Origin of the sequence: Bacillus sp. S14(2024), from assembly GCF_050473785.1 — a bacterium.
Taxonomy (GTDB): Bacteria; Bacillota; Bacilli; order Bacillales; family Bacillaceae_G; genus Bacillus_A; species Bacillus_A yunxiaonensis.
Genome location: NZ_JBFLUP010000006.1, coordinates 560,001 through 581,124, shown reverse-complemented (window position 1 = coordinate 581,124; position 21,124 = coordinate 560,001). Strand labels below are relative to the sequence as shown.

At 39.9% G+C, this 21,124-nt stretch carries 14 protein-coding genes, 22 tRNA genes and 2 rRNA genes (1 of these 38 running past the window's edge); 4 read left to right on the top strand and 34 right to left on the bottom strand.

What is annotated here, in order from left to right; all coding sequences use genetic code 11:
* Window positions 1–279 precede the first annotated feature (279 nt).
* Window positions 280–1,011: a yteA family sporulation protein gene (locus AB1279_RS03235; protein ID WP_429757795.1), complete on the top strand. Its 732-nt coding sequence runs from the start codon at window positions 280–282 to the stop codon at window positions 1,009–1,011.
* A 144-nt stretch (window positions 1,012–1,155) separates the two neighbouring features.
* On the opposite strand, the gene cspD is transcribed toward AB1279_RS03235, so the two are convergent.
* Entirely contained in the window at window positions 1,156–1,356 is a 201-nt protein-coding gene (cspD, locus tag AB1279_RS03230; RefSeq protein ID WP_035432508.1) for a cold-shock protein CspD, read from the bottom strand.
* Between the two features lie 402 nt (window positions 1,357–1,758).
* Here cspD and AB1279_RS03225 point away from each other — a divergent pair, with 402 nt between their 5' ends.
* The 3 genes from AB1279_RS03225 (at window position 1,759) to AB1279_RS03215 (ending at window position 3,749) form a co-directional block, all read left to right on the top strand.
* Window positions 1,759–2,541 carry a TIGR00266 family protein gene (locus tag AB1279_RS03225; RefSeq protein ID WP_429753341.1) on the top strand — a complete coding sequence of 261 codons (783 nt, stop codon included), beginning with the start codon at window positions 1,759–1,761 and terminating at the stop codon, window positions 2,539–2,541.
* Between the two features lie 267 nt (window positions 2,542–2,808).
* A complete protein-coding gene (locus tag AB1279_RS03220) occupies window positions 2,809–3,531 on the top strand; it encodes a lipase family protein (protein ID WP_429757794.1) in 723 nt (240 codons plus the stop codon).
* Between the two features lie 74 nt (window positions 3,532–3,605).
* Window positions 3,606–3,749 (top strand): hypothetical protein, encoded by a 144-nt coding sequence (locus tag AB1279_RS03215; protein ID WP_336484253.1) that lies wholly within the window; start codon window positions 3,606–3,608, stop codon window positions 3,747–3,749.
* A gap of 82 nt (window positions 3,750–3,831) precedes the next feature.
* Here the strand turns inward: AB1279_RS03215 and AB1279_RS03210 are convergent, their stop codons facing one another.
* The 33 genes from AB1279_RS03210 to AB1279_RS03050 all read right to left on the bottom strand — a co-directional run.
* Entirely contained in the window at window positions 3,832–6,240 is a 2,409-nt protein-coding gene (locus AB1279_RS03210; RefSeq protein WP_429757793.1) for a glycogen/starch/alpha-glucan phosphorylase, read from the bottom strand.
* 147 nt (window positions 6,241–6,387) lie between these two features.
* On the bottom strand, window positions 6,388–7,896 hold the full coding sequence (gene glgA, locus AB1279_RS03205) for a glycogen synthase GlgA (protein WP_429757792.1): 1,509 nt from the start codon (window positions 7,894–7,896) through the stop codon (window positions 6,388–6,390).
* A 93-nt stretch (window positions 7,897–7,989) separates the two neighbouring features.
* Window positions 7,990–9,021 (bottom strand): sugar phosphate nucleotidyltransferase, encoded by a 1,032-nt coding sequence (locus AB1279_RS03200; protein WP_429757791.1) that lies wholly within the window; start codon window positions 9,019–9,021, stop codon window positions 7,990–7,992.
* 173 nt (window positions 9,022–9,194) lie between these two features.
* Window positions 9,195–10,325 (bottom strand): glucose-1-phosphate adenylyltransferase, encoded by a 1,131-nt coding sequence (locus AB1279_RS03195; RefSeq protein ID WP_429753337.1) that lies wholly within the window; start codon window positions 10,323–10,325, stop codon window positions 9,195–9,197.
* Window positions 10,273–12,210: a 1,4-alpha-glucan branching protein GlgB gene (glgB, locus tag AB1279_RS03190; RefSeq protein ID WP_429757790.1), complete on the bottom strand. Its 1,938-nt coding sequence runs from the start codon at window positions 12,208–12,210 to the stop codon at window positions 10,273–10,275. Before glgB ends, AB1279_RS03195 begins: the two co-directional genes overlap by 53 nt.
* A gap of 327 nt (window positions 12,211–12,537) precedes the next feature.
* Complete coding sequence (locus tag AB1279_RS03185; protein ID WP_429757789.1) at window positions 12,538–13,482, bottom strand: L-lactate dehydrogenase; 945 nt, start codon at window positions 13,480–13,482, stop codon at window positions 12,538–12,540.
* 397 nt (window positions 13,483–13,879) lie between these two features.
* The gene (locus tag AB1279_RS03180; protein WP_429757788.1) at window positions 13,880–15,739 is read right to left on the bottom strand and encodes a PTS fructose transporter subunit IIABC; all 1,860 of its coding nucleotides are present in this window, start codon (window positions 15,737–15,739) and stop codon (window positions 13,880–13,882) included.
* A 99-nt stretch (window positions 15,740–15,838) separates the two neighbouring features.
* On the bottom strand, window positions 15,839–16,768 hold the full coding sequence (pfkB, locus tag AB1279_RS03175) for a 1-phosphofructokinase (RefSeq protein WP_429757787.1): 930 nt from the start codon (window positions 16,766–16,768) through the stop codon (window positions 15,839–15,841).
* Window positions 16,765–17,517, bottom strand: coding sequence for a DeoR/GlpR family DNA-binding transcription regulator (locus AB1279_RS03170; protein ID WP_429753332.1), 753 nt, complete (start codon window positions 17,515–17,517; stop codon window positions 16,765–16,767). The genes pfkB and AB1279_RS03170 overlap by 4 nt, the downstream gene beginning before the upstream one ends.
* Window positions 17,518–18,118: 601 nt before the next feature.
* Window positions 18,119–18,190 (bottom strand) — tRNA-Glu (locus AB1279_RS03165).
* Between the two features lie 6 nt (window positions 18,191–18,196).
* A tRNA-Ser gene (locus tag AB1279_RS03160) sits at window positions 18,197–18,287 on the bottom strand.
* 5 nt (window positions 18,288–18,292) lie between these two features.
* Window positions 18,293–18,367, bottom strand: a tRNA-Asn gene (locus tag AB1279_RS03155).
* Window positions 18,368–18,370: 3 nt separating this feature from the next.
* Window positions 18,371–18,447, bottom strand: a tRNA-Ile gene (locus tag AB1279_RS03150).
* An 8-nt stretch (window positions 18,448–18,455) separates the two neighbouring features.
* A tRNA-Gly gene (locus tag AB1279_RS03145) sits at window positions 18,456–18,526 on the bottom strand.
* Window positions 18,527–18,533: 7 nt separating this feature from the next.
* Window positions 18,534–18,609, bottom strand: a tRNA-Lys gene (locus AB1279_RS03140).
* 9 nt (window positions 18,610–18,618) lie between these two features.
* Window positions 18,619–18,694: transfer RNA gene (locus tag AB1279_RS03135), tRNA-Thr, on the bottom strand.
* A 15-nt stretch (window positions 18,695–18,709) separates the two neighbouring features.
* A tRNA-Phe gene (locus AB1279_RS03130) sits at window positions 18,710–18,785 on the bottom strand.
* 10 nt (window positions 18,786–18,795) lie between these two features.
* Window positions 18,796–18,871: transfer RNA gene (locus AB1279_RS03125), tRNA-Asp, on the bottom strand.
* A 2-nt stretch (window positions 18,872–18,873) separates the two neighbouring features.
* A tRNA-Met gene (locus AB1279_RS03120) sits at window positions 18,874–18,950 on the bottom strand.
* A 24-nt stretch (window positions 18,951–18,974) separates the two neighbouring features.
* Window positions 18,975–19,067: transfer RNA gene (locus tag AB1279_RS03115), tRNA-Ser, on the bottom strand.
* A gap of 18 nt (window positions 19,068–19,085) precedes the next feature.
* Window positions 19,086–19,162 (bottom strand) — tRNA-Ile (locus AB1279_RS03110).
* Between the two features lie 4 nt (window positions 19,163–19,166).
* Window positions 19,167–19,243, bottom strand: a tRNA-Met gene (locus tag AB1279_RS03105).
* An 18-nt stretch (window positions 19,244–19,261) separates the two neighbouring features.
* Window positions 19,262–19,334: transfer RNA gene (locus AB1279_RS03100), tRNA-Ala, on the bottom strand.
* A gap of 6 nt (window positions 19,335–19,340) precedes the next feature.
* Window positions 19,341–19,414 (bottom strand) — tRNA-Pro (locus tag AB1279_RS03095).
* Between the two features lie 8 nt (window positions 19,415–19,422).
* Window positions 19,423–19,496, bottom strand: a tRNA-Arg gene (locus tag AB1279_RS03090).
* Between the two features lie 3 nt (window positions 19,497–19,499).
* Window positions 19,500–19,588 (bottom strand) — tRNA-Leu (locus AB1279_RS03085).
* 16 nt (window positions 19,589–19,604) lie between these two features.
* Window positions 19,605–19,679 (bottom strand) — tRNA-Gly (locus AB1279_RS03080).
* Between the two features lie 29 nt (window positions 19,680–19,708).
* Window positions 19,709–19,789, bottom strand: a tRNA-Leu gene (locus tag AB1279_RS03075).
* Window positions 19,790–19,806: 17 nt separating this feature from the next.
* Window positions 19,807–19,882: transfer RNA gene (locus AB1279_RS03070), tRNA-His, on the bottom strand.
* Window positions 19,883–19,890: 8 nt separating this feature from the next.
* Window positions 19,891–19,966, bottom strand: a tRNA-Thr gene (locus tag AB1279_RS03065).
* A 7-nt stretch (window positions 19,967–19,973) separates the two neighbouring features.
* Window positions 19,974–20,049: transfer RNA gene (locus AB1279_RS03060), tRNA-Val, on the bottom strand.
* 4 nt (window positions 20,050–20,053) lie between these two features.
* Window positions 20,054–20,169, bottom strand: a 5S ribosomal RNA gene (gene rrf, locus AB1279_RS03055).
* Window positions 20,170–20,278: 109 nt separating this feature from the next.
* Window positions 20,279–21,124: ribosomal RNA gene (locus AB1279_RS03050) — 23S ribosomal RNA — on the bottom strand (it continues 2,076 nt past the right edge of the window).

The following is a 21,124-nucleotide window of genomic DNA, read 5'->3' as shown; positions in this document are numbered from 1 at the left end:
CGACTGAATGCTTACTCATGAAGTGAAACTTCCATGGAACACTTTTCAATATTAGATATCCTTACATAAAAACCCTCTTCAGAAAAAATATGTAAAGGAGAAAAACTTCGCAATTTTTTATGTCGCGACTTCATTTTAAACCTACAGTAAGTCCCCTGCTGACAGGAGTTTCGCTCTATATTATGTTGAACTGCCGATATATTGACGTATTATTTTTCATAATTCCTGCAATTGAGTTCATACTACTTAAAGAAACCGAATTGTAGGAAGGTGGATTTTATGCTAACTCCACAACAAATGGATCATTTTCAATCTGTACTACAAAAGCAAAAACAAGAACTTGAACAAACGCTGCAAAATCATGAACATCGGGGGCAAGCTTCGGAACGTGATTCAGTTGGCGAACTCTCTGCGTATGATAATCATCCCGGAGACATGGGAACGGAATTGTATGAACGTGAAAAAGACTTAGGATTAGTCGAATTTTGGCATAAACAACTTACAGATGTAAAACATGCTCTGGAAAAAATAGAAGCTGGCACATACGGGATTTGCGAAGTATCAGGTGAACCAATTCCACTTGAACGTTTAGAAGCAATGCCAACTGCAACAACTTGTATCGAACATACACATAATAAGCTGATTCTTGGCGCACGTCCTATTGAGGAAGAGCTAATCGAGCCTCCTTTTGGTAAATATGACATGGACAGTGCCGTTGGATATGATGCTGAAGATGCTTGGCAAGATGTTGCTTTATACGGAACATCCGAAACTCCTGCTGATTTGGAGCGCCGCGACTCTAAAAATTTTAATGAAATGTATGTGGATGCAGAGGAACCGCAAGGATATGTTGAAGACTTTGAAAACTTCATCGGAACAGATATATATGGGAAAAACGTACAAGTATACGCTACAGAAGAACATGAAGAATATGAACAAATGTTAGATGACTACGAAGAACGAACTTTTAAAAGAGAACTTTCTTCAGACGAATCAAGTTCAAGGCCATAAAGTGAAACTTCCATCGGAGTGCCTTTCTCTTCGATGGTTAGTTGAACCAATCGGGCTCTTACGGGCGTCTTCCCTAGCCTTTACTGCCCTTTAGAGCGAAAAAAAGAAACATTCCTTATTCAGGAATGTTTCTTATTGTTTTCATTACTTTTTAGTAACGTTAGCAGCTTGAGGTCCGCGGTTACCTTCAACGATTTCGAAAGAAACTTCTTGACCTTCTTCTAAAGTTTTGAAGCCTTCGCCTTGAATCGCAGAGAAATGTACGAATACATCTTCGCCACCTTCAACTTCGATGAAACCGAAACCTTTTTCGCCGTTAAACCATTTTACTTTTCCTGTTTGCATTGCATGTACCTCCTAAATAAAAAAGAAATCTATCTATTGGAAACTACATACAAAGGTCGAGATAAACACCATGATTTCCTCACAAGCTAATGCTTTGAAATAAACACGCTTTATTTCCGTACCACATTATGCAGCTCAATAGTTCTTTTACTATATCATGCCCGAAATAAAACGTCAAACAAAACAAAAATACTTTTTTTGAAAATTAACAAAACTTGTATTTTCTATTCAAAAAAGTTTGGTACAATATAAAGTGAAACTTCCATCGGAGTGCCTTTTCTCCGATGGTTAGTTGAACCAATCGGGCTCTTACGGGCAGTTTTCTTCCCTGATCTTCCCAAACCTTTACTGCCCGTTAGTGCGGGATATATGGATATACATATTTATACTTGAGGTGAAACCATGAAAGCACATGAAATCGAATACAAATTATACGGCGATGATATGCAATTTGTTGAAATTGAATTAGATCCGCAAGAAAGCGTAGTTGCTGAAGCCGGTGCTATGATGATGATGGAAGACAATATTGAAATGGAAACAGTATTTGGTGACGGTTCCGCACAAACAGGTGGATTTTTCGGCAAGCTTGTCGGCGCTGGGAAACGCCTTGTTACAGGTGAAAGCTTGTTTATGACTGTATTTACAAATACAGGATACGAAAAACGTCATGTCTCATTTGCCGCTCCATACCCAGGAAAAATTATTCCTGTTGATTTAACCGAATATCAAGGAAAGGTAATCTGTCAAAAGGATTCCTTTCTATGTGCTGCAAAAGGTGTTTCTGTCGGCATTGAATTTACAAAAAAACTTGGCAGTGGATTCTTCGGCGGCGAAGGATTTATTATGCAAAAACTTGAAGGTGACGGCCTTGCTTTCATGCATGCCGGCGGAACGGTTTATAAACGTGAGTTAAAACCAGGAGAACGATTACGAATTGATACAGGTTGTCTTGTTGCTATGACACAAGATGTTGACTACGATATTCAATTTGTTGGTAATGTAAAAAGTGCTATCTTTGGCGGCGAAGGCCTATTCTTCGCAACATTACAAGGACCGGGAACAGTCTGGGTTCAATCCTTAACATTAAGCCGCTTAGCACAACGCATTACTGGCCCAGGAGCAAAAAGTTCTGGAGAAGGCAGTATTCTCGGTGGACTCGGACGCATTCTTGATGGCGACGAGTAATCTTGTAAAAGAATGAAACATATATCCTCCTCATATATTTATATAAATCCATTTTGATTTTTCAACATGTAAGTCACTGCCATGCAGAGCAAAAAGTGACCTGCACTCGCTTGCTCTCTTTGTTTTCGTATGGCACGTGGCACAGAAAAGGGTTTGACCGCTTCTATGCATGGCCAGATGCTCTCGCCCATCTAAAAAAAGGGTTTTTACATCGTTTTTTCAATTTGCATTTATATAAAATTATATTTTCATGAGGAGGATTTTTCTATGCTAACTTCTGTATCCTTTCATAAGGATACCGCTGTATTGTTAGCTACATGCTGCGAATTAACATATGAGCAATATAAGCAAAACGGCATTTTCTCCATTCCCGAAGGTTTTCAATATATACAAGGCTTTCAAGCAAAAGCCATTCAAACAACAACATGGTTTGGATTTATTTTAGAATCAGAGGATCAAATTATTGTAGCCTTTCGCGGGACGCAATCCGACCGTGATTGGATGGCCGATTCGATGGTCCAACAAAAACCATATCCATTTACTGCAAATAGCGGCAATGTTCATAGTGGCTTTCTTTCTATTTATGAATCATGCCGAGACACAATAATGGACACCCTCGTTTCCTTACCTTCTCATAAAGCACTTTTCGTTACTGGACATAGTTTAGGAGGAGCTCTTGCTACCCTGCACATACTAGATGCCCGTGTAAACACTTCATTCTCTCATTATACTCTCTACAATTTCGCCTCCCCGAAAGTCGGAGATATTGCCTTTCGAAATTATTATAAGATGCAAGTGGCCAACAGTTTTCGTTTCGTAAATTTATTTGATGTTGTCCCACTTCTTCCCCCTCGTAAAGTAAAATTTGAAGAAAATGAATTGGAATATTCCCATATCCATCGCAGTATGACCTTTACGAAAAATATGAACTCAATTACAAAAAACCATCACATTACAACATATAAAACGTCAATTGCCGCTCTCTTTTAAAAGGAATAGATTGGAAATATTATTATAATATTCTATAATAATAAAGGAATAATTTTTTGATAAGGTGACCTAACATGGTAAAAGCTATCGCTACATTCTTTCTAGTTATGCTTGTTGTTTTTACAGGTTTCTTTACATTTTCGTACTTTGCTACAGCAGAATACGGTGGACACGGTATATTATATACACAGTTCTACCCTACTTCTGTTACAAAGTAAAACGACTTGGAATGTTTCCAAGTCGTTTTTTTCGTTTTCCTTTAATAACCTCGAAACTATTTAGAGGAAACTCTACCTTCTTTTACCGCGCTCGCATGCCTTCTGCGATCCTCCAAATTTCACGGCTGTACTGTAAGATTGTTCGGTCACTTGCGAAATGACCAGATTTTGCAATATTAACAGTACTCATTTCAAGCCATTTTTTTCGATTTTCATATGTTCTTCCAACTCTTTCTTGCACATCTGCATACGGTGCAAAATCCCGAAGAACAAAATATTCATCATTTTGAATAAGAAGGGAATCGAAAATTGCTTCAAACTCATCACCGGCATCCTCAAAAAAGCCATTTGTCAGCTGATTGACAACTTTTTGAATGCGTATATCATGATGATAATAATCGCTGGCATAATATCCACCATTTTGATAATAATGCAGTACTTCCTCTGCAGTTAAACCAAAAATAAAAATAGCATCATTTCCAACAGCTTCTTTTATTTCAACGTTAGCACCATCTAGCGTACCAACCGTTACCGCACCATTCATCATAAATTTCATATTTCCAGTTCCTGATGCTTCTTTACTTGCGGTTGAAATTTGTTCACTCACATCTGCCGCTGGAAAAATATCCTCAGCAAGCGAAACTCGATAGTTTTCTAGAAAAATAACTTTCATATATTGATTTACATACGGATCATCATTCACTTTTCGTGCTAATTCATTTATAAGTTTAATAATCTTTTTGGCATAATAATAACCCGGCGATGCCTTTGCACCAAAAATAAATGTGCGCGGATAAAAAGAAAAACTAGAATCTTCTTTTAAACGATTGTACAAATATAAAATATGCAGCACATTTAATAATTGCCGCTTGTATGCATGCAGCCGCTTTACTTGCACATCAAAAATAGAATACGGATCAACAACAATGCCCGTTTGCTTTTCAATTCGCTTCATTAACAATTCTTTCCGTACTTGTTTTACATTGTGAAGCACATCTTGAAATGCTGCATCATGCTTATAATTTCCTAAGACTTGCAGCTGATCTGGCTCCTTCATCCAATCTGTGCCAATTGTTTCACAAATTAATTTCGACAGCTGCGGATTTGCTTTTAATAACCAGCGTCGATGGGTAATTCCATTCGTCTTATTATTGAACTTCTCTGGATAAAACTCATAAAACAATCGCATTTCTCGCTGCTTTAATATTTCCGTATGAATGTTAGCAACACCGTTTACACTATGACTGCCAACAATCGCTAAATGCGCCATCTTCACAAGCCCATGAGCGATAATTGCCATATTTTCAATACGATCCCACTCATACGAATACCGCTCCCATAAATCACGACAAAAACGCTCATTAATTTCTTGGACAATCATATAAATACGTGGTAATAGTGGCTCAAAAATATGAATCGGCCACTTTTCTAACGCTTCAGATAAGGTTGTATGATTTGTATAAGAAATCGTATGTGTCGTAATGTACCACGCATCCTCCCAGCTCATCTTTTCTTCATCAAGCAAAATGCGCATTAATTCCGGAATTGCTAGGACAGGGTGCGTATCATTAATATGAATAGCAATTTTCTCATGCAGATTGCGCAGCGTGCCATTTCGTTCACGATGCAATCGAATGATATTTTGTAAGCTAGCAGACACAAGAAAATATTGCTGTTTCAAACGAAGGATTTTTCCTTCATCATGCGTATCATCTGGATATAAAAACTCCGATACTGCTTCCGTTTCCCGTTTATATTTCAATACGTCCTTGCAGTTTGGAGGAAATGGAACAGGCTCTGCACTCCACAGGCGCAGTGTATTCACAGTATTCGTCTGATATCCAACAACAGGTACATCATACGGCACAGCCATAATTGTCTCCGAATTTATATGTCGAAATTCAAGACGATCATTTGACTGAAATGTATCAACTTGTCCCCAAAAACTAACTTCCACAGCTTGATCATGCCTTCTTACTTCCCAAACATTCCCATGACGCAGCCATTGCTCCGGCAGCTCGATTTGATAACCATCCACAATTTTTTGATCAAACAAACCGTGCTTATAGCGAATGCCGCAGCCGTGTCCTGGCAAATTTAATGAAGCAAGAGAATCAAGAAAACAGGCCGCCAAACGACCAAGACCGCCATTTCCAAGTCCAGCATCCGCTTCAATTTCTTCAAGATCTTGCAAGTAAATCCCAAGCTCTTCTAATCCTCTCTCGCATACATCACGTATTCCCAAATTTAATATATTACTTCCTAATAAACGCCCTAATAAAAACTCAATCGATAAGTAATACATTTGCTTTTGATTGTCTGTTCGGTACCGTTCATTCGTCCCAATCCAGCGCTGACTAATATACTCACGCACCATATGCCCGAGCGTATTATATTGATCTTGCACAGTCGAATCTTTAAAACTTTTGCCATACATCGTTTCTAACTTTTCTAAAAAAGCGGCTTTAAAACTTTCTGTATTCGAGAACATTTCCCTCACCTCTTCCAAAGTGAAACTTCCAGCAGTGATTTTTCACTGCTGGATAACCCTTCCAATCAGGCTCTTACGGTCTGTTTTACCTCTCGAATCCCTCATACATGCGATCCGTTCAGTGAAACATATATCAATTATGCTTTCCTACTGACGGTTAACAGAAAGAATCGGTTGCTTATGATCGATCTCTTTTTGTTCCTCAGTAGATTGCGATTCCTCATTTGGATCAACCAAACTTTCATATAGCTCCTTATATTTACGCGCGGACTGCTTCCAGCTATAATCCTCTGTCATCGCACGTTTCACAAGGGATTGCCATACCTGTTTGTCATGATAATAGTACAATGCACGCTGCACCGTATGCAGCATATCGTGAGCATTGAAGTTCGTAAAACTAAAACCATTTCCTTCATTTGTAGCTTCATTGTACGATTGAACAGTATCATTTAAGCCGCCTGTTTCCCGCACAATTGGAATTGCTCCGTATGCAAGGGCAATTAACTGTCCAAGGCCGCATGGCTCAAATAAAGATGGCATTAGAAACAAGTCTGCGCCGGCATACACTTGATGTGCCAGCTCTTCATGAAATCCGATATACACTTTCACCTTATCTGGGTATTCATATGCCATGTGTTCAAAAAACTGTTCATATTCTTTATCACCCGATCCAAGTACGATAAACTGCACATCTTCTTGCATCATTTCATGAAAAACATGACGCACTAAATCTAATCCTTTTTGCTGCGTTAAACGTGTAACCATCGCAACAATAGGTGCATCTTCTTTTTCCGGCAATCCAAAATAACGCTGCAATGCACGTTTATTATCTCTTTTTTTATGAAGTGAATTCGCATCATAGGTTGCCGCTATCGTTTTATCATTCTTCGGATTGTACATACTATCGTCAATTCCATTTACAATCCCAACGAGTTTATCGTTATATTTACGCAATAAACCATCTAACTTCTCTCCGAAAAATGAATATTGAATTTCTTCTTTATATGTCGGACTTACCGCTGTAATCATATCAGAAGCGATAATTCCACCTTTCATGAAGTTGATGTTTCCGTAAAATTCAAGCTGTTCACTATGAAAATACTCACCACCAAGCTCCAATAAGTCATCCATAACGATGCGAGGAAACACGCCTTGAAACTGCAAGTTATGAATCGTAAAAACTGTCTTTATCTTTTCATATAATGGCTGATCACGATATTTTTCTCGCAATAAAAAATTCGCCATCGCTGTATGCCAGTCGTGGCAATGCAGAACATCCACTTCAAAATCTAAATGCGGAATACATTCTAATACAGCCTTTGAGAAGAACGAAAAACGTTCGCCATCATCATAATGACCATAGAGTGAATCACGTTTAAAATAATACTCATTGTCGATAAAGTAATACGTAATCCCTTCATGCTCCATCTTCAAAATACCGCAATATTGATTACGCCAGCCAAGCTGGACCGTAATCACTTTATGAAGCACACATTCTTTTCGTACATGCTCTGGAATTAAACTATAATATGGAAGCATAACGCGCACGTTCATCCCAAGTTTTTGTAATGCCTTTGGAAGTGCTCCGGCTACATCTGCTAATCCACCCGATTTAATAAATGGTACACATTCTGATACTGCAAATAAAATATTCACTGCGATTGTGTCTCTGCAGCAACAAGCATAGGCAAGCTATGCTTACCTATGCTATGCATGCAGATTCCTCCTCTCAATTTTCAAATATACATCTTAGTAAATCGTCATATTACTGCTTTGTATTTTTCCTTTCTCTACAACAAATGGAGAACGCGCTCCGCCTGTTAACGTCGTTCCATCTTCAACTTTTACATCCTTATCAATAATTACACCATCTAGTATACAATTCTCTCCAATTTGGCTCTTTTGCATAATAATACTGTTACGAACAATCGAACCTTTTCCAATCTTTACAGAACGAAAGACAACGCTATTTTCTATTTCTCCCTCAATAATGCTGCCATTCGCAATCATCGCATTATGTACACTCGCGTCTTTTCCGTACCTTGTTGGCGGCTCATCCTTTACTTTCGTAAAAATCGGCGCTTCTTTCTTAAACACTTGCTTCCAAATATGCGGCTGCAGCATTTCCAAACTATGTTTATAGTAACTTTCAATTGAATCTATTACCGCCACATAGCCAGTATGTTCATAACTTTCAATATGGAATGATGTGTTTCGTTTTTCTTTTACAACATCAAGTAAGCTATAATAGCCCATGTCTTGATACGTCTCAAATAACTGTAATAATAACTCCTTCTTTAATACATATGTCTGAAGTGACTTACCTTGGTGACATACTTCGGTAATATCTGCCCCTGTGTATAAGTGACGGTCTAATACAGCTTGGAAATCAAGTGCTGTTACAACATGACTGTTTGTAATCACAACATATTGCTCTTTACTACGTAAAAAGTAATCAATATGTCTGCTAAAATGAGCAAATGAACCAAACTCATCTTGATCGCATTGGCAATTTGGAGGAAATAAAAATAAGCCATCGCGTTTCCGATCTAAATCCCACTGTTTCCCAGAACCGAGATGATCCATGAGCGAACGATTTTTATGACTTGTGAAAATGGCTACACTATGAATATGAGAATTTACCATATTCGAAAGCATAAAATCAATTAAACGGTAACGTCCACCAAATGGCAATACCGCTAATGATCGATGATTTGTTACTTGCTGTAGTGATGGAAAACTCTCTGTTGCATTAATAATTCCTAACATTGATTCTCTCACTCATCTCATCCCCTTTTCGTTGCGCTCTATCAGGCAGTAAAATTATCATCGTAATCTTCCATAAAATCAAAGAAGATAGGAATAGAATCACTATCCATCAAAGCTTCGACTATTTCTACTAACTATGTGTGAAAAGATTAAGCTCCCCTTGCTAATCTTTAGTTTTACTTCATTTAATTTTCCTCTGCAATTAATACAACGTCTTCAATGTTTCTTTCTGGACGAATGATTGTTCCATCTTCAATAACCATTCCTGGTCCAACAATGGCACGCTCAATCACAACATTCTTCCCAATTCTGGCATCTGGCATAATAACTGAATCTACAATCTTGCTGCCTTCCTCTACAGTTACCCCTTGAAACAATACAGAATGCTGCACATCACCTTCTACAACACAACCTTCATTAATTAACGATTCTTCCACTTTTGCTGACGGTGCAATATATTGAGGCGGCTGGTTCGGGTTAACAGAACAAATTCGCCAATCACGATCATACAAATTGAGCGATGAATCTTCGCGAAGCAAATCCATATTTGCTTCCCATAAGCTCTTCACTGTTCCAACGTCTTTCCAATACCCGCTAAATGGATACGCAACAAGCTTTTTACCTTCATCCAATAAAAGAGGGATCACATCTTTTCCAAAATCATTACTAGACTCTGGATTTCTTGCATCCATTTCTAAATACTCTTTTAAAATAGCCCAATTAAAAATATAAATGCCCATTGAAGCTAGATTGCTTTTTGGAAACTGCGGTTTTTCTTCAAACTCAACAATTTCCATCGCTTCATTCGTATTCATAATGCCAAAGCGGCTCGCTTCATCCCACGGTACTTCAATAACAGAAATAGAGACATCTGCTTCTCGTTCCATGTGATGATCAAGCATTTTTGCATAATCCATCTTATAAATATGATCGCCGGATAAAATGAGAACATATTCCGGATCATACTGCTTTAAATAATTCAAATTTTGATAAATGGCACTTGCCGTTCCTTTATACCACTTCACCCCAGAAGACTCTGCATAAGGAGGAAGTACCGTAACACCTCCATTTACACGGTCTAAATCCCACGCATCTCCAATACCGATATAACTATGTAATTCTAATGGCTGATATTGTGTTAAAATCCCCACTGTTTCAATACCAGAATTCGCACAGTTACTTAATGTAAAATCAATAATGCGATACTTACCGCCAAATGGAACAGCTGGCTTGGCTAAATTTTTTGTCAAGGCGCTTAAACGACTACCTTTTCCCCCTGCTAATAACATTGCTACGCACGTCTGCTTTTGTACCATCTTGTTTACTACTCCCCTTTCGTGTTTTCACTGGCCGTAAAATTGAAATTCCAAATGGTGGTATTGTCATTTCGACATGAGCAAGCTGATTATGATAAGGTTCCATAACCGCTTTTAATCGCTTCTTATTGATTTGTCCCGAACCGCCGTATGCAGAACTATCACTATTTAAAATTTCGTTATAATAGCGAAATGCTGGTACGCCAACTTTATAATTTTCATACACAGCATTTGTAAAGTTACAAACGATAACGAGAACATCCTCTTCTCTCTCTCCTTGGCGAATAAACGAAAAAATACTTTGCTCACGGTTATCCGCATCAATCCACTGAAAGCCCTTATCTGTATGGTCAAGCTGCCAAAGCGGCTTAGATCGCTTATACAATGCTATGAGCTCCTTAAAATAATCATGCATACGATTATGCATTTCAAAATCATGTAGGCCCCAATCTAAATCTTCAAGGTCTTTCCATTCATCATATTGCCCAAACTCCCCGCCCATAAAGAGCAACTTCTTACCTGGATGTGTAAATAAATAGCCATACAATAAACGAAGCTGAGCAAACTTGGACCAATAATCACCCGGCATTTTATTTAATAGCGACTTTTTCCCGTGCACAACTTCATCATGTGATAACGGTAAAATAAAATTCTCAGAATACGCATAAAGCAGTGAAAATGTTACTTTATCATGAATATATTTCCGATACTCCGGCGCACATTCCATATATTTTAAAATGTCATTCATCCAGCCCATATTCCATTTATAATTAAAACCAAGTCCACCTTCATATGTCGGTGCAGTTACGAGCGGCCATGCTGTTGAATCTTCCGCAGTCATTAAGAAAGTTGGATCTTCCGCAAATACTGCTTCATTCAGCTGTTGCAGGAATAATACGGCATGTTCATTACTTTCCTGCCCCCCATTTCGCTCCCAATATAGCATGTTAGCAACTGCATCAACGCGAAAACCGTCGATATGATAATACTTCATCCAAAACAGGGCATTCGAAATGAGAAAATTTCGTACTTCTTGTTTTCCTAAATCAAAATTAACCGTTCCCCATACACGGTTTTCTTGTACATCAAGATCTCTATATTCATACGTTGGTTCTCCATCAAACAAGTAAAGTCCATGAGCATCTTTACAAAAATGCCCTGGTACCCAATCTAAAATGACACCGATCCCATATTTGTGACATTCATCGACAAAATACATAAAATCCTGCGGTGTTCCGTATCTACTTGTCGGTGCATAATATCCAGTCCCTTGATATCCCCACGAACGATCATAGGGGTGTTCAACAAGCGGCATAATTTCGATATGAGTAAATTGATGTTCTACTATATACGGAATAAGCTCATCTGCCATTTCCCTGTAAGAGTAAAAAGACTCATCTTCTTTCTTTTTCCACGAACCAAAGTGAAGCTCATAAATTGCTAACGGTTCATTATAAATTGGTTTTCGTTTCTTTTTTTGAAACCACTTTTGATCTTTCCATTTGTATCCCTTTATATCATAAACAACGGATGCCGTATTTGGTCTCACTTCAGCATATATTGCATATGGATCAGCTTTTAAAATTGTACGACCGTTTGAAGCTTCAATTGCATATTTGTACAATTCCAGCTGAGCTACATTTGGTATGAATAAAGACCAAATCCCATCCTCTGTCACTCGCACCATTTTATGAATTTGATTATTCCATTCATTAAAATCTCCTACAATACTTACAGCTTGTGCATGAGGAGCCCATACGGAAAAACGTGTTCCTTGCACCCCATCTTCCTTCGTTAGATGAGCACCCAGTATTTCGTAGCTATCGTAAAATTGCTCTTTATGAAACAATAGCATGTTTTCCTCGTTACAATTTGTTACAATCACTATGTTCACCTCACAAGATGACAGAATTTTAAATATGTTATTACTATTCTTCGGCAAATAGAAATATCCTTGCGATTTTCCAAAAAAATATACGTTTTTTCCGCGGAAATTCATGGTAATTCTATAAATTTTAGCTGAAAATATCGAATTTTGACGAATATTCATTGTAAGCGTTTTATTTTAGAATAATTTTTTAAATTAAAAAGAAGAGGAGTTTACAGTTATTCTGTTATTACTGTCTACTTAAAGTAAAACATAAAAAAAACCTTTCCGGCAAAAGGGGCTATACAGGGGGGGGCTGCCGGAAAGGGTTTTATACAATTTGGATTATAGTACTGGTGCCATAGTTTCTTTTAGCACTTTTACAGAATGATCAAATTTCAATTCTTCATCTGCATTCAATTCAAGCTCTACAACTTCTCGAATACCTTGACGGTTGATAACTGCTGGAACACCTACGTAAACGTCTTGTTGTCCGTATTGTCCTTCAAGGTATGCAGATACTGTCAATACGCTGTTTTCGTTGTTTAAAATCGCTTTAGTTACACGTAGTAGTGACATACCGATACCATAGTAAGTTGCACCTTTACGCTGAATAATATGATAAGCAGCATCGCGTACATTCACAAAGATTTCATCTAAATCGCTTTGATTGTATTTTTCACTGTTTGCTAAGATTGTTTCTAGTTTTTGTACACCAACAGTTGTATGGCTCCATACTGGAAGCTCTGTGTCACCATGCTCACCAATAATATATGCGTGAACGTTACGTGGATCCACATCTAAATATTCACCTAACATGTAACGGAAACGAGCAGAGTCTAAAGTTGTACCAGAACCAATTACACGTTCTTTTGGTAATCCAGATTCTTTCCAAGTTACATAAGTTAAAATATCAACTGGGTTAGTTGCGATTAAGAAGATACCATCAAATCCGCTATCCATGATGCCGCGAACGATTTGTTTAAAGATTTTTGTATTCTTCTCAACTAGATCTAAGCGAGTTTCACCTGGCTTTTGTGGCAATCCAGCAGTAATAACAACAAGATCTGCATCTTTACAATCTGCATAACTACCTTTCCAAACTTTTGTTGGAGCTGGAGCAAATGGAACAGCATGGCTTAAATCCATTGCTTCCCCTTCTGCTTTTGCTTCGTTTACGTCAACAAGAATAAACTCTTCAGCTACACCTTGGTTAATCATAGAATATGCATAGCTGCAACCTACAGCTCCTGTTCCTACTAATACTACGCGATTAATACCTTTTTTCATGGTAAAATCCCCTCTCTATCTTTCATTTCATTATTATCATTGTCATTTAAGTAAATAATTAAAATACTGATTTTATATTGTTTAACTTCCTTACACACATATTGTAGCACGTTTCTTTGTGAATACATTCACAATTTATGGCCTATTTGTGAACTTTTTCACAGATAGGATGACGTTATAACGGTACATGCGGAATCCATTTCAATCTACCATATACATATTCTAAATTCACATACTGTTTTCCTTCATATTTGTTAAGTATGCTTGATAAAAAGAAAAATAAGGATTCTTATCCGTACTATGAAGAAAGAACTCTAAAAACAACATTTCGATATTTTTTAGGCACATTCTTTTTTTTAACAATGTAAAAAAAGCGGTCAAAAATTGACCGCTTTTCTTATTTATTTACAGGCTTTTTCCAAATCCCAAGCATAACTGCTGTTACAACTGCTCCTATTACGATAGCTAATAAATAAAGTATCGGTTTATTCACAAGAGGGATAACGAACAAGCCACCGTGCGGTGCAGGAAGAGTAATATGAAACCCCATAGTCAGAGCACCTGCAATCGCAGACCCTATAACACAGCTTACAATTACACGTAATGGATCAGCTGCTGCAAATGGAATAGCACCCTCTGTAATAAAAGAAAGACCCATAATATAATTTGTAATACCAGATTTGCGCTCTGCCTCTGTAAATTTTCCTTTAAAGAAAGTTGTTGCTAATGCGACTCCAAGCGGCGGAACCATACCGCCAGCCATAACTGCAGCATGCGGTCCGAAATTATGTGCAGCAATTGCCGCTAATCCGAATGTAAAGGCAGCTTTGTTGATAGGCCCTCCCATATCCACGGCCATCATACCACCAAGAATGATACCTAATAAAATAGCATTTCCTCCGCTTAATCCATTTAACCAATGTGTTAAGCCTTTATTCATTGCTACTACAGGATCATTTACAACAAGAATCATAATCAAACCAGTAATCATAATACCAAACAATGGATACAAAAGAACAGGTTTAATTCCTTCAAGTTGTGCCGGTAATACTTGAAAAGCTTTTTTCAAGAGAACGATCACATAACCTGCCAGAAATCCTGCGATTAAACCACCGAGAAATCCAGCCCCAGCTTGTGCTGCTAAATAACCTCCAACCATACCAGGTGCAAAACCAGGCCGATCTGCGATACTACTTGCAATAAATCCTGCTAATACTGGAACGATAAAGAAAAATGCTCCGTTTCCGCCACCAATTGCCATTAATGTAGAAGCAATCGGCCCTTTTGCATGAATGCCGCCAAAAGCGAATGCCAGTGCGATTAAAATCCCGCCACCAACAACGAATGGAAGCATGTTGGATACACCATTCATTAAATGCTTATAAAATCCTGTGCGTTTTTCTTTTACTTCGCCCTTTACAGTTTCCCCTGTTCCTTGATAGATAGGTCCATCCTGTTTAAGCGCACGGTTAATAAGTTCCTCAGATTTACGAATTCCAGCTGCAACTGGTACCTCAATAACATGCTTTCCTTTAAAACGATCCATCTCAACTTGTTTATCTGCAGCAATAATAATTGCCACTGCATCATGAATCTCTTCTGCAGTCAATTCATTTTTTACTCCTGTAGAACCATTTGTTTCTACTTTTATATCAACACCCATTTCCTTTGCTTTTGACTTTAAAGCATCTGCTGCCATATACGTATGAGCAATTCCTGTAGGACAAGCAGTAACTGCTAAAATTTTCCCCTTTGAACTTGACTGTACAGTATTTTCTTCTTTATTTTCCTCTTTATTAACTTCTTTCTCTTTCGCATCAATAAGGTGCAGTAGCTCGTCTTCTGTTTGCGCTTTCATAAGTTTCCCGCGAAATTCCGCATCCATAAGTAATGTAGATAAGCGAGAAAGAGTTTCCAAATGAGCATTATTTGCTCCTTCACTTGCTGCAATCATAAAGAATAAATGAGCTGGTTGACCATCGAGAGATTCATAGTCTATACCGCTATCTGATTTCGCAAAACAAATAGCAGGTGTCTTAACCGCAGCCGTTTTTGCATGAGGAATTGCAATCCCTTCTCCAATGCCAGTAGTACTTTGTGCTTCACGAGTTAAAATTGCCTCTTTAAATTGAATCTCATCATGTAATCGGCCTGCTTGTGCAAGCTTACTTACCATTTCATCAATCGTTTCTTGCTTAGAAGATGCTTGTAATTGTAGAAGAATTGTGTCTTTTTTTAGTAATTCTGTAATTTTCATATAGATCCTTCTCTCCTATAAAGTGAAACTTCCATCAGTAAAGATTTTCTTCATTTCCCCTATCTTCTTCGCTTCGCTCTCAATCTTAAGATGGGTGGCTTACTGCCCGTTAATGTAGGATAAAGATTGTACTTCTACTTGCAACAATAGTTCCTCAATTTTTTCTTTTTCAGCAAGATCAGAAGAAAATGCTGTTGCGCTTCCAGTAGCAACGCCAAATCGAAATGCTTCTTTTAAATCTCCAGTTTTTTCATATGTTCCTAGAAAACCGGCCACAAGCGAATCACCAGCTCCAACAGAATTTACAACTTGCCCTTTCGGCACATTAGCAAAATATGCATGCTCCTTCGCAAGAAAGAGTGCACCATCCCCAGCCATTGATACAACAACATGCTCTGCGCCCATTTCAAGAAGCTTCTTACCATATAATGCCGCATCTTGAATACTTTGAATTTCTACACCAAATAGTTCGCCTAACTCGTGATGGTTTGGCTTTATAAAGAATGGACGGTGCTTTACAACATCAATCAATGCCTTTCCGCTCGCATCAACAGCTACTTTCACGCCGCGCGCACTGCATTCCTTTGTGATTTCTTTATATAACGATTCTGGTAAAGACGGTGGAATACTTCCTGCCAATAATAGAACATCACCTTCTTGTAAATTGCCTATTTGCTGTATTAAACGTCCTAATTGTTCACTTAAAATAACAGGACCTCTTCCATTTATTTCAGTTTCTTGTCCTGTTTTTAATTTAATGTTAATCCGCGAATCACCATCTACTTCAATAAAATCGGTTGCAATACCCTCTTCTTCTAATTTTTCTTGAATAAAGCGACCAGTAAATCCCCCTATGAATCCAAGCGCTTTTGAAGTAACATCAATTCTTTTTAGAACACGGGATACATTAATTCCTTTTCCGCCTGGATACTTCACTTCTTTTTCCATACGATTTAGCGAATGTAGTGCAAAATTATTTACTTGCACTACATAATCTACAGAAGGATTCAATGTTACAGTGTAAATCATACTGTCACGACCTTTATTAATGTTTTTTTAGCATAAGGAGCTACTTCGTTTTCTCCAATATTAGTTGTAATAATATTTGCTGCTTCGAGCTCTTCAATTTTCGCAAATGATATCTCTGAAAATTTACTGCCATCCGCCAGAACATAACACGAGTTAGCAAGTTGTAGAGCTGTTTTCTTCAGCAAAGCTTCCTCAGGGTCTGGCGTTGTATAACCGTAAACAGGATGAACAGCATTTGCCCCTAAAAAACAAAAATCAAACCGATAGCGAAGTAAGCTTTCAAGGGCAGCGCTTCCAATTAACGCTCTTGTATTGCTTTTCATCATGCCGCCAAGTAAATAAGCTCGAATATTGGCTTGAAATAATGCCTCAATATGCATAAGTCCATTTGTCACGACAGTTATATCTTTTCCTTGCAAAAATGGAATCATTTCAAACGTCGTACTTCCCGCATCTAAATAAATACAATGCCCGTCTTCCACAAGAGATGCTGCATATTGACCAATCAGCTTTTTTTCTTGAAGATTTTTGAAGGATTTTTCATTCATGCTCGGTTCTTTTCCTTTTGATTGTAACGGTGAAGCTCCGCCATGAACACGCTTTATATAGTTTTTCTCTTCTAAATAAATCAAATCTCTTCGAATCGTCGATTCCGAAGAGTTAGTTGCAGCAACTAACTCTTGAAGCTTTACAATTCCCTTATTTTTCACCAAATCCAAAATAATTTGGTGACGCTCAGGTGTTAACATGCCGCCACCTCCTTCTTACACTCATCATAACGAAAACCCTTTCAAAAATCAATCAAAAACATTCAAAAACAATCAAAAACATTATAAACAAACCAAAAACAATCACAAAACTTTAACATTACACTTAACAGTCCTCATATGCCTACTTATTCCGCATTAACAGGAAGTAAGCCCCCCACTGACGGAAGTTTCACTTTATTAATACTGGATTATGTATGTTAGGAAAAAAGGTAATTGCAATGGATGAACAACAATGGAAAAGTCAAAAAAGAACGATCACTTGCATTGATACAGTTGTAAGAAGGGGCTTTGCAATCGCACCTAAAATTGGTACACGAGGTAACCAACATTCCTCTATATCAACACAAAGATTATATTTCTTGCATGGAGCATTCAAGTGTATTCTGTGCCAGAATTCAACAAATATTTGTTTGGAGACTTTTTAGGAAAGATTACTAATGTATTTTGTGATTGTTTCATAATTGCTTGAATTTTAATTTTGATGTGGGAACTACAAATAATTGCTAAATCAGCAAATTATAGAATGGAGGAATTTCAATAACAAAAAAAGAGATAGCATCACATGCTATCTCTTTTCGTATGACCCGTACGGGATTCGAACCCGTGTTACCGCCGTGAAAGGGCGGTGTCTTAACCACTTGACCAACGGGCCAATTTCTGGCAGAGAAGAAGGGATTCGAACCCTCGCACCGCGTAAGCGATCTACTCCCTTAGCAGGGGAGCCCCTTGAGCCACTTGGGTACTTCTCTATATATGGCTCCGCAGGTAGGACTCGAACCTACGACCGATCGGTTAACAGCCGATAGCTCTACCACTGAGCTACTGCGGAATATGGTGGGCCTAAATGGACTCGAACCATCGACCTCACGCTTATCAGGCGTGCGCTCTAACCAGCTGAGCTATAGGCCCATATAAAAAGCGGGTGAAGAGAATCGAACTCTCGACCAGAGCTTGGAAGGCTCTTGTTTTACCACTAAACTACACCCGCATAAAAATGGTGAGCCATGAAGGACTCGAACCTTCGACCCTCTGATTAAAAGTCAGATGCTCTACCAACTGAGCTAATGGCTCATTTTGAAATGGTGCCGGCTAGAGGACTTGAACCCCCAACCTACTGATTACAAGTCAGTTGCTCTACCAATTGAGCTAAGCCGGCTTGCTTATTTCAAAATGGTGGCTCGGGACGGAATCGAACCGCCGACACGAGGATTTTCAGTCCTCTGCTCTACCGACTGAGCTACCGAGCCTTTATGTAAATGGCGGTCCCGACCGGGGTCGAACCGGCGATCTCCTGCGTGACAGGCAGGCATGTTAACCACTACACCACGGGACCATTGGTTGCGGGGACAGGATTTGAACCTGCGACCTTCGGGTTATGAGCCCGACGAGCTACCAGACTGCTCCACCCCGCGACGATATAATATTTTTTTAAAAAATGGAGGAGGTAGAGGGATTCGAACCCCCGCGCGACTCTCGCCGCCTGTCGGTTTTCAAGACCGATCCCTTCAGCCAGACTTGGGTATACCTCCATATATATAAAACTTGAGTGGTGGACCTTGTAGGACTCGAACCTACGACCGGACGGTTATGAGCCGTCTGCTCTAACCAGCTGAGCTAAAGGTCCTTTATGGTAGCGGCGGAGGGGATCGAACCCCCGACCTCACGGGTATGAACCGTACGCTCTAGCCAGCTGAGCTACACCGCCATAAAAGATAGATATAAGTGGAGCCTAGCGGGATCGAACCGCTGACCTCCTGCGTGCAAGGCAGGCGCTCTCCCAGCTGAGCTAAGGCCCCATAATATCGGGAAGACAGGATTCGAACCTGCGACCCCCTGGTCCCAAACCAGGTGCTCTACCAAGCTGAGCCACTTCCCGTTAATAAGCGCGCCCGAGAGGACTCGAACCCCTAACCTTTTGATCCGTAGTCAAACGCTCTATCCAATTGAGCTACGGGCGCATATGGTGCCGAGGGCGGGGGTCGAACCCGCACGGTGGTCACCCACCGCAGGATTTTAAGTCCTGTGCGTCTGCCTGTTCCGCCACCCCGGCATGTCATATTGAAAATTGGAGCGGAAGACGGGATTCGAACCCGCGACCCCAACCTTGGCAAGGTTGTATTCTACCACTGAACTACTTCCGCAAGACATATATGACTTATTTAATTAAAAGTGCGGGTGAAGGGAGTCGAACCCCCACGCCAAAGGCGCCAGATCCTAAGTCTGGTGCGTCTGCCAATTCCGCCACACCCGCATATTATTTTTTTAAAATGGGGCGACTGATGGGAATCGAACCCACGAGTGTCGGAGCCACAATCCGATGCGTTAACCACTTCGCCACAGCCGCCATGATCCTGGTGCCGGCTAGAGGACTTGAACCCCCAACCTACTGATTACAAGTCAGTTGCTCTACCAATTGAGCTAAGCCGGCATATATATGGTGGAGGATGACGGGATCGAACCGCCGACCCCCTGCTTGTAAGGCAGGTGCTCTCCCAGCTGAGCTAATCCTCCATTTGCCTGGCAACGTCCTACTCTCACAGGGACAAAGTCCCAACTACCATCGGCGCTAGAGAGCTTAACTTCCGTGTTCGGTATGGGAACGGGTGTGACCTCTCTGCCATCATTACCAGACTATATTCATTTGAGACAATCATTATTATACTTAATTCACTAAAAGAAGTCAACAAGTTTTTTTATATTCTCTCAAAACTAGATAACATCAATGCAGTATTCATATTATATGGTTAAGTCCTCGATCTATTAGTATTCGTCAGCTCCACATGTCACCATGCTTCCACCTCGAACCTATCAACCTGATCATCTTTCAGGGATCTTACTAGCTTACGCTATGGGAAATCTCATCTTGAGGGGGGCTTCATGCTTAGATGCTTTCAGCACTTATCCCTTCCGCACATAGCTACCCAGCTATGCCCTTGGCAGAACAACTGGTACACCAGCGGTGCGTCCATCCCGGTCCTCTCGTACTAAGGACAGCTCCTCTCAAATTTCCTACGCCCACGACGGATAGGGACCGAACTGTCTCACGACGTTCTGAACCCAGCTCGCGTACCGCTTTAATGGGCGAACAGCCCAACCCTTGGGACCGACTACAGCCCCAGGATGCGATGAGCCGACATCGAGGTGCCAAACCTCCCCGTCGATGTGGACTCTTGGGGGAGATAAGCCTGTTATCCCCGGGGTAGCTTTTATCCGTTGAGCGATGGCCCTTCCATGCGGAACCACCGGATCACTAAGCCCGACTTTCGTCCCTGCTCGACTTGTAGGTCTCGCAGTCAAGCTCCCTTATGCCTTTGCACTCTACGAATGATTTCCAACCATTCTGAGGGAACCTTTGGGCGCCTCCGTTACTTTTTAGGAGGCGACCGCCCCAGTCAAACTGCCCACCTGACACTGTCTCCCGGGTCGATAAGACCCGTAGGTTAGAATTTCAATACAGCCAGGGCGGTATCCCACCAGCGCCTCCACCGAAGCTAGCGCTCCGGCTTCAAAGGCTCCCGCCTATCCTGTACAAGCTGTACCAAAATTCAATATCAGGCTACAGTAAAGCTCCACGGGGTCTTTCCGT

Coding starts and splice junctions, on each gene's coding strand:
- AB1279_RS03235 (WP_429757795.1), top strand. CDS start 280: ATGCTAACTCCACAACAAATGGATCATTTTCAATCTGTACTACAAAAG.
- cspD (WP_035432508.1), bottom strand. CDS start 1,356: ATGCAAACAGGAAAAGTAAAATGGTTTAACGGCGAAAAAGGTTTCGGT.
- AB1279_RS03225 (WP_429753341.1), top strand. CDS start 1,759: ATGAAAGCACATGAAATCGAATACAAATTATACGGCGATGATATGCAA.
- AB1279_RS03220 (WP_429757794.1), top strand. CDS start 2,809: ATGCTAACTTCTGTATCCTTTCATAAGGATACCGCTGTATTGTTAGCT.
- AB1279_RS03215 (WP_336484253.1), top strand. CDS start 3,606: ATGGTAAAAGCTATCGCTACATTCTTTCTAGTTATGCTTGTTGTTTTT.
- AB1279_RS03210 (WP_429757793.1), bottom strand. CDS start 6,240: ATGTTCTCGAATACAGAAAGTTTTAAAGCCGCTTTTTTAGAAAAGTTA.
- AB1279_RS03195 (WP_429753337.1), bottom strand. CDS start 10,325: ATGGTACAAAAGCAGACGTGCGTAGCAATGTTATTAGCAGGGGGAAAA.
- AB1279_RS03185 (WP_429757789.1), bottom strand. CDS start 13,482: ATGAAAAAAGGTATTAATCGCGTAGTATTAGTAGGAACAGGAGCTGTA.
- AB1279_RS03180 (WP_429757788.1), bottom strand. CDS start 15,739: ATGAAAATTACAGAATTACTAAAAAAAGACACAATTCTTCTACAATTA.
- pfkB (WP_429757787.1), bottom strand. CDS start 16,768: ATGATTTACACTGTAACATTGAATCCTTCTGTAGATTATGTAGTGCAA.
- AB1279_RS03170 (WP_429753332.1), bottom strand. CDS start 17,517: ATGTTAACACCTGAGCGTCACCAAATTATTTTGGATTTGGTGAAAAAT.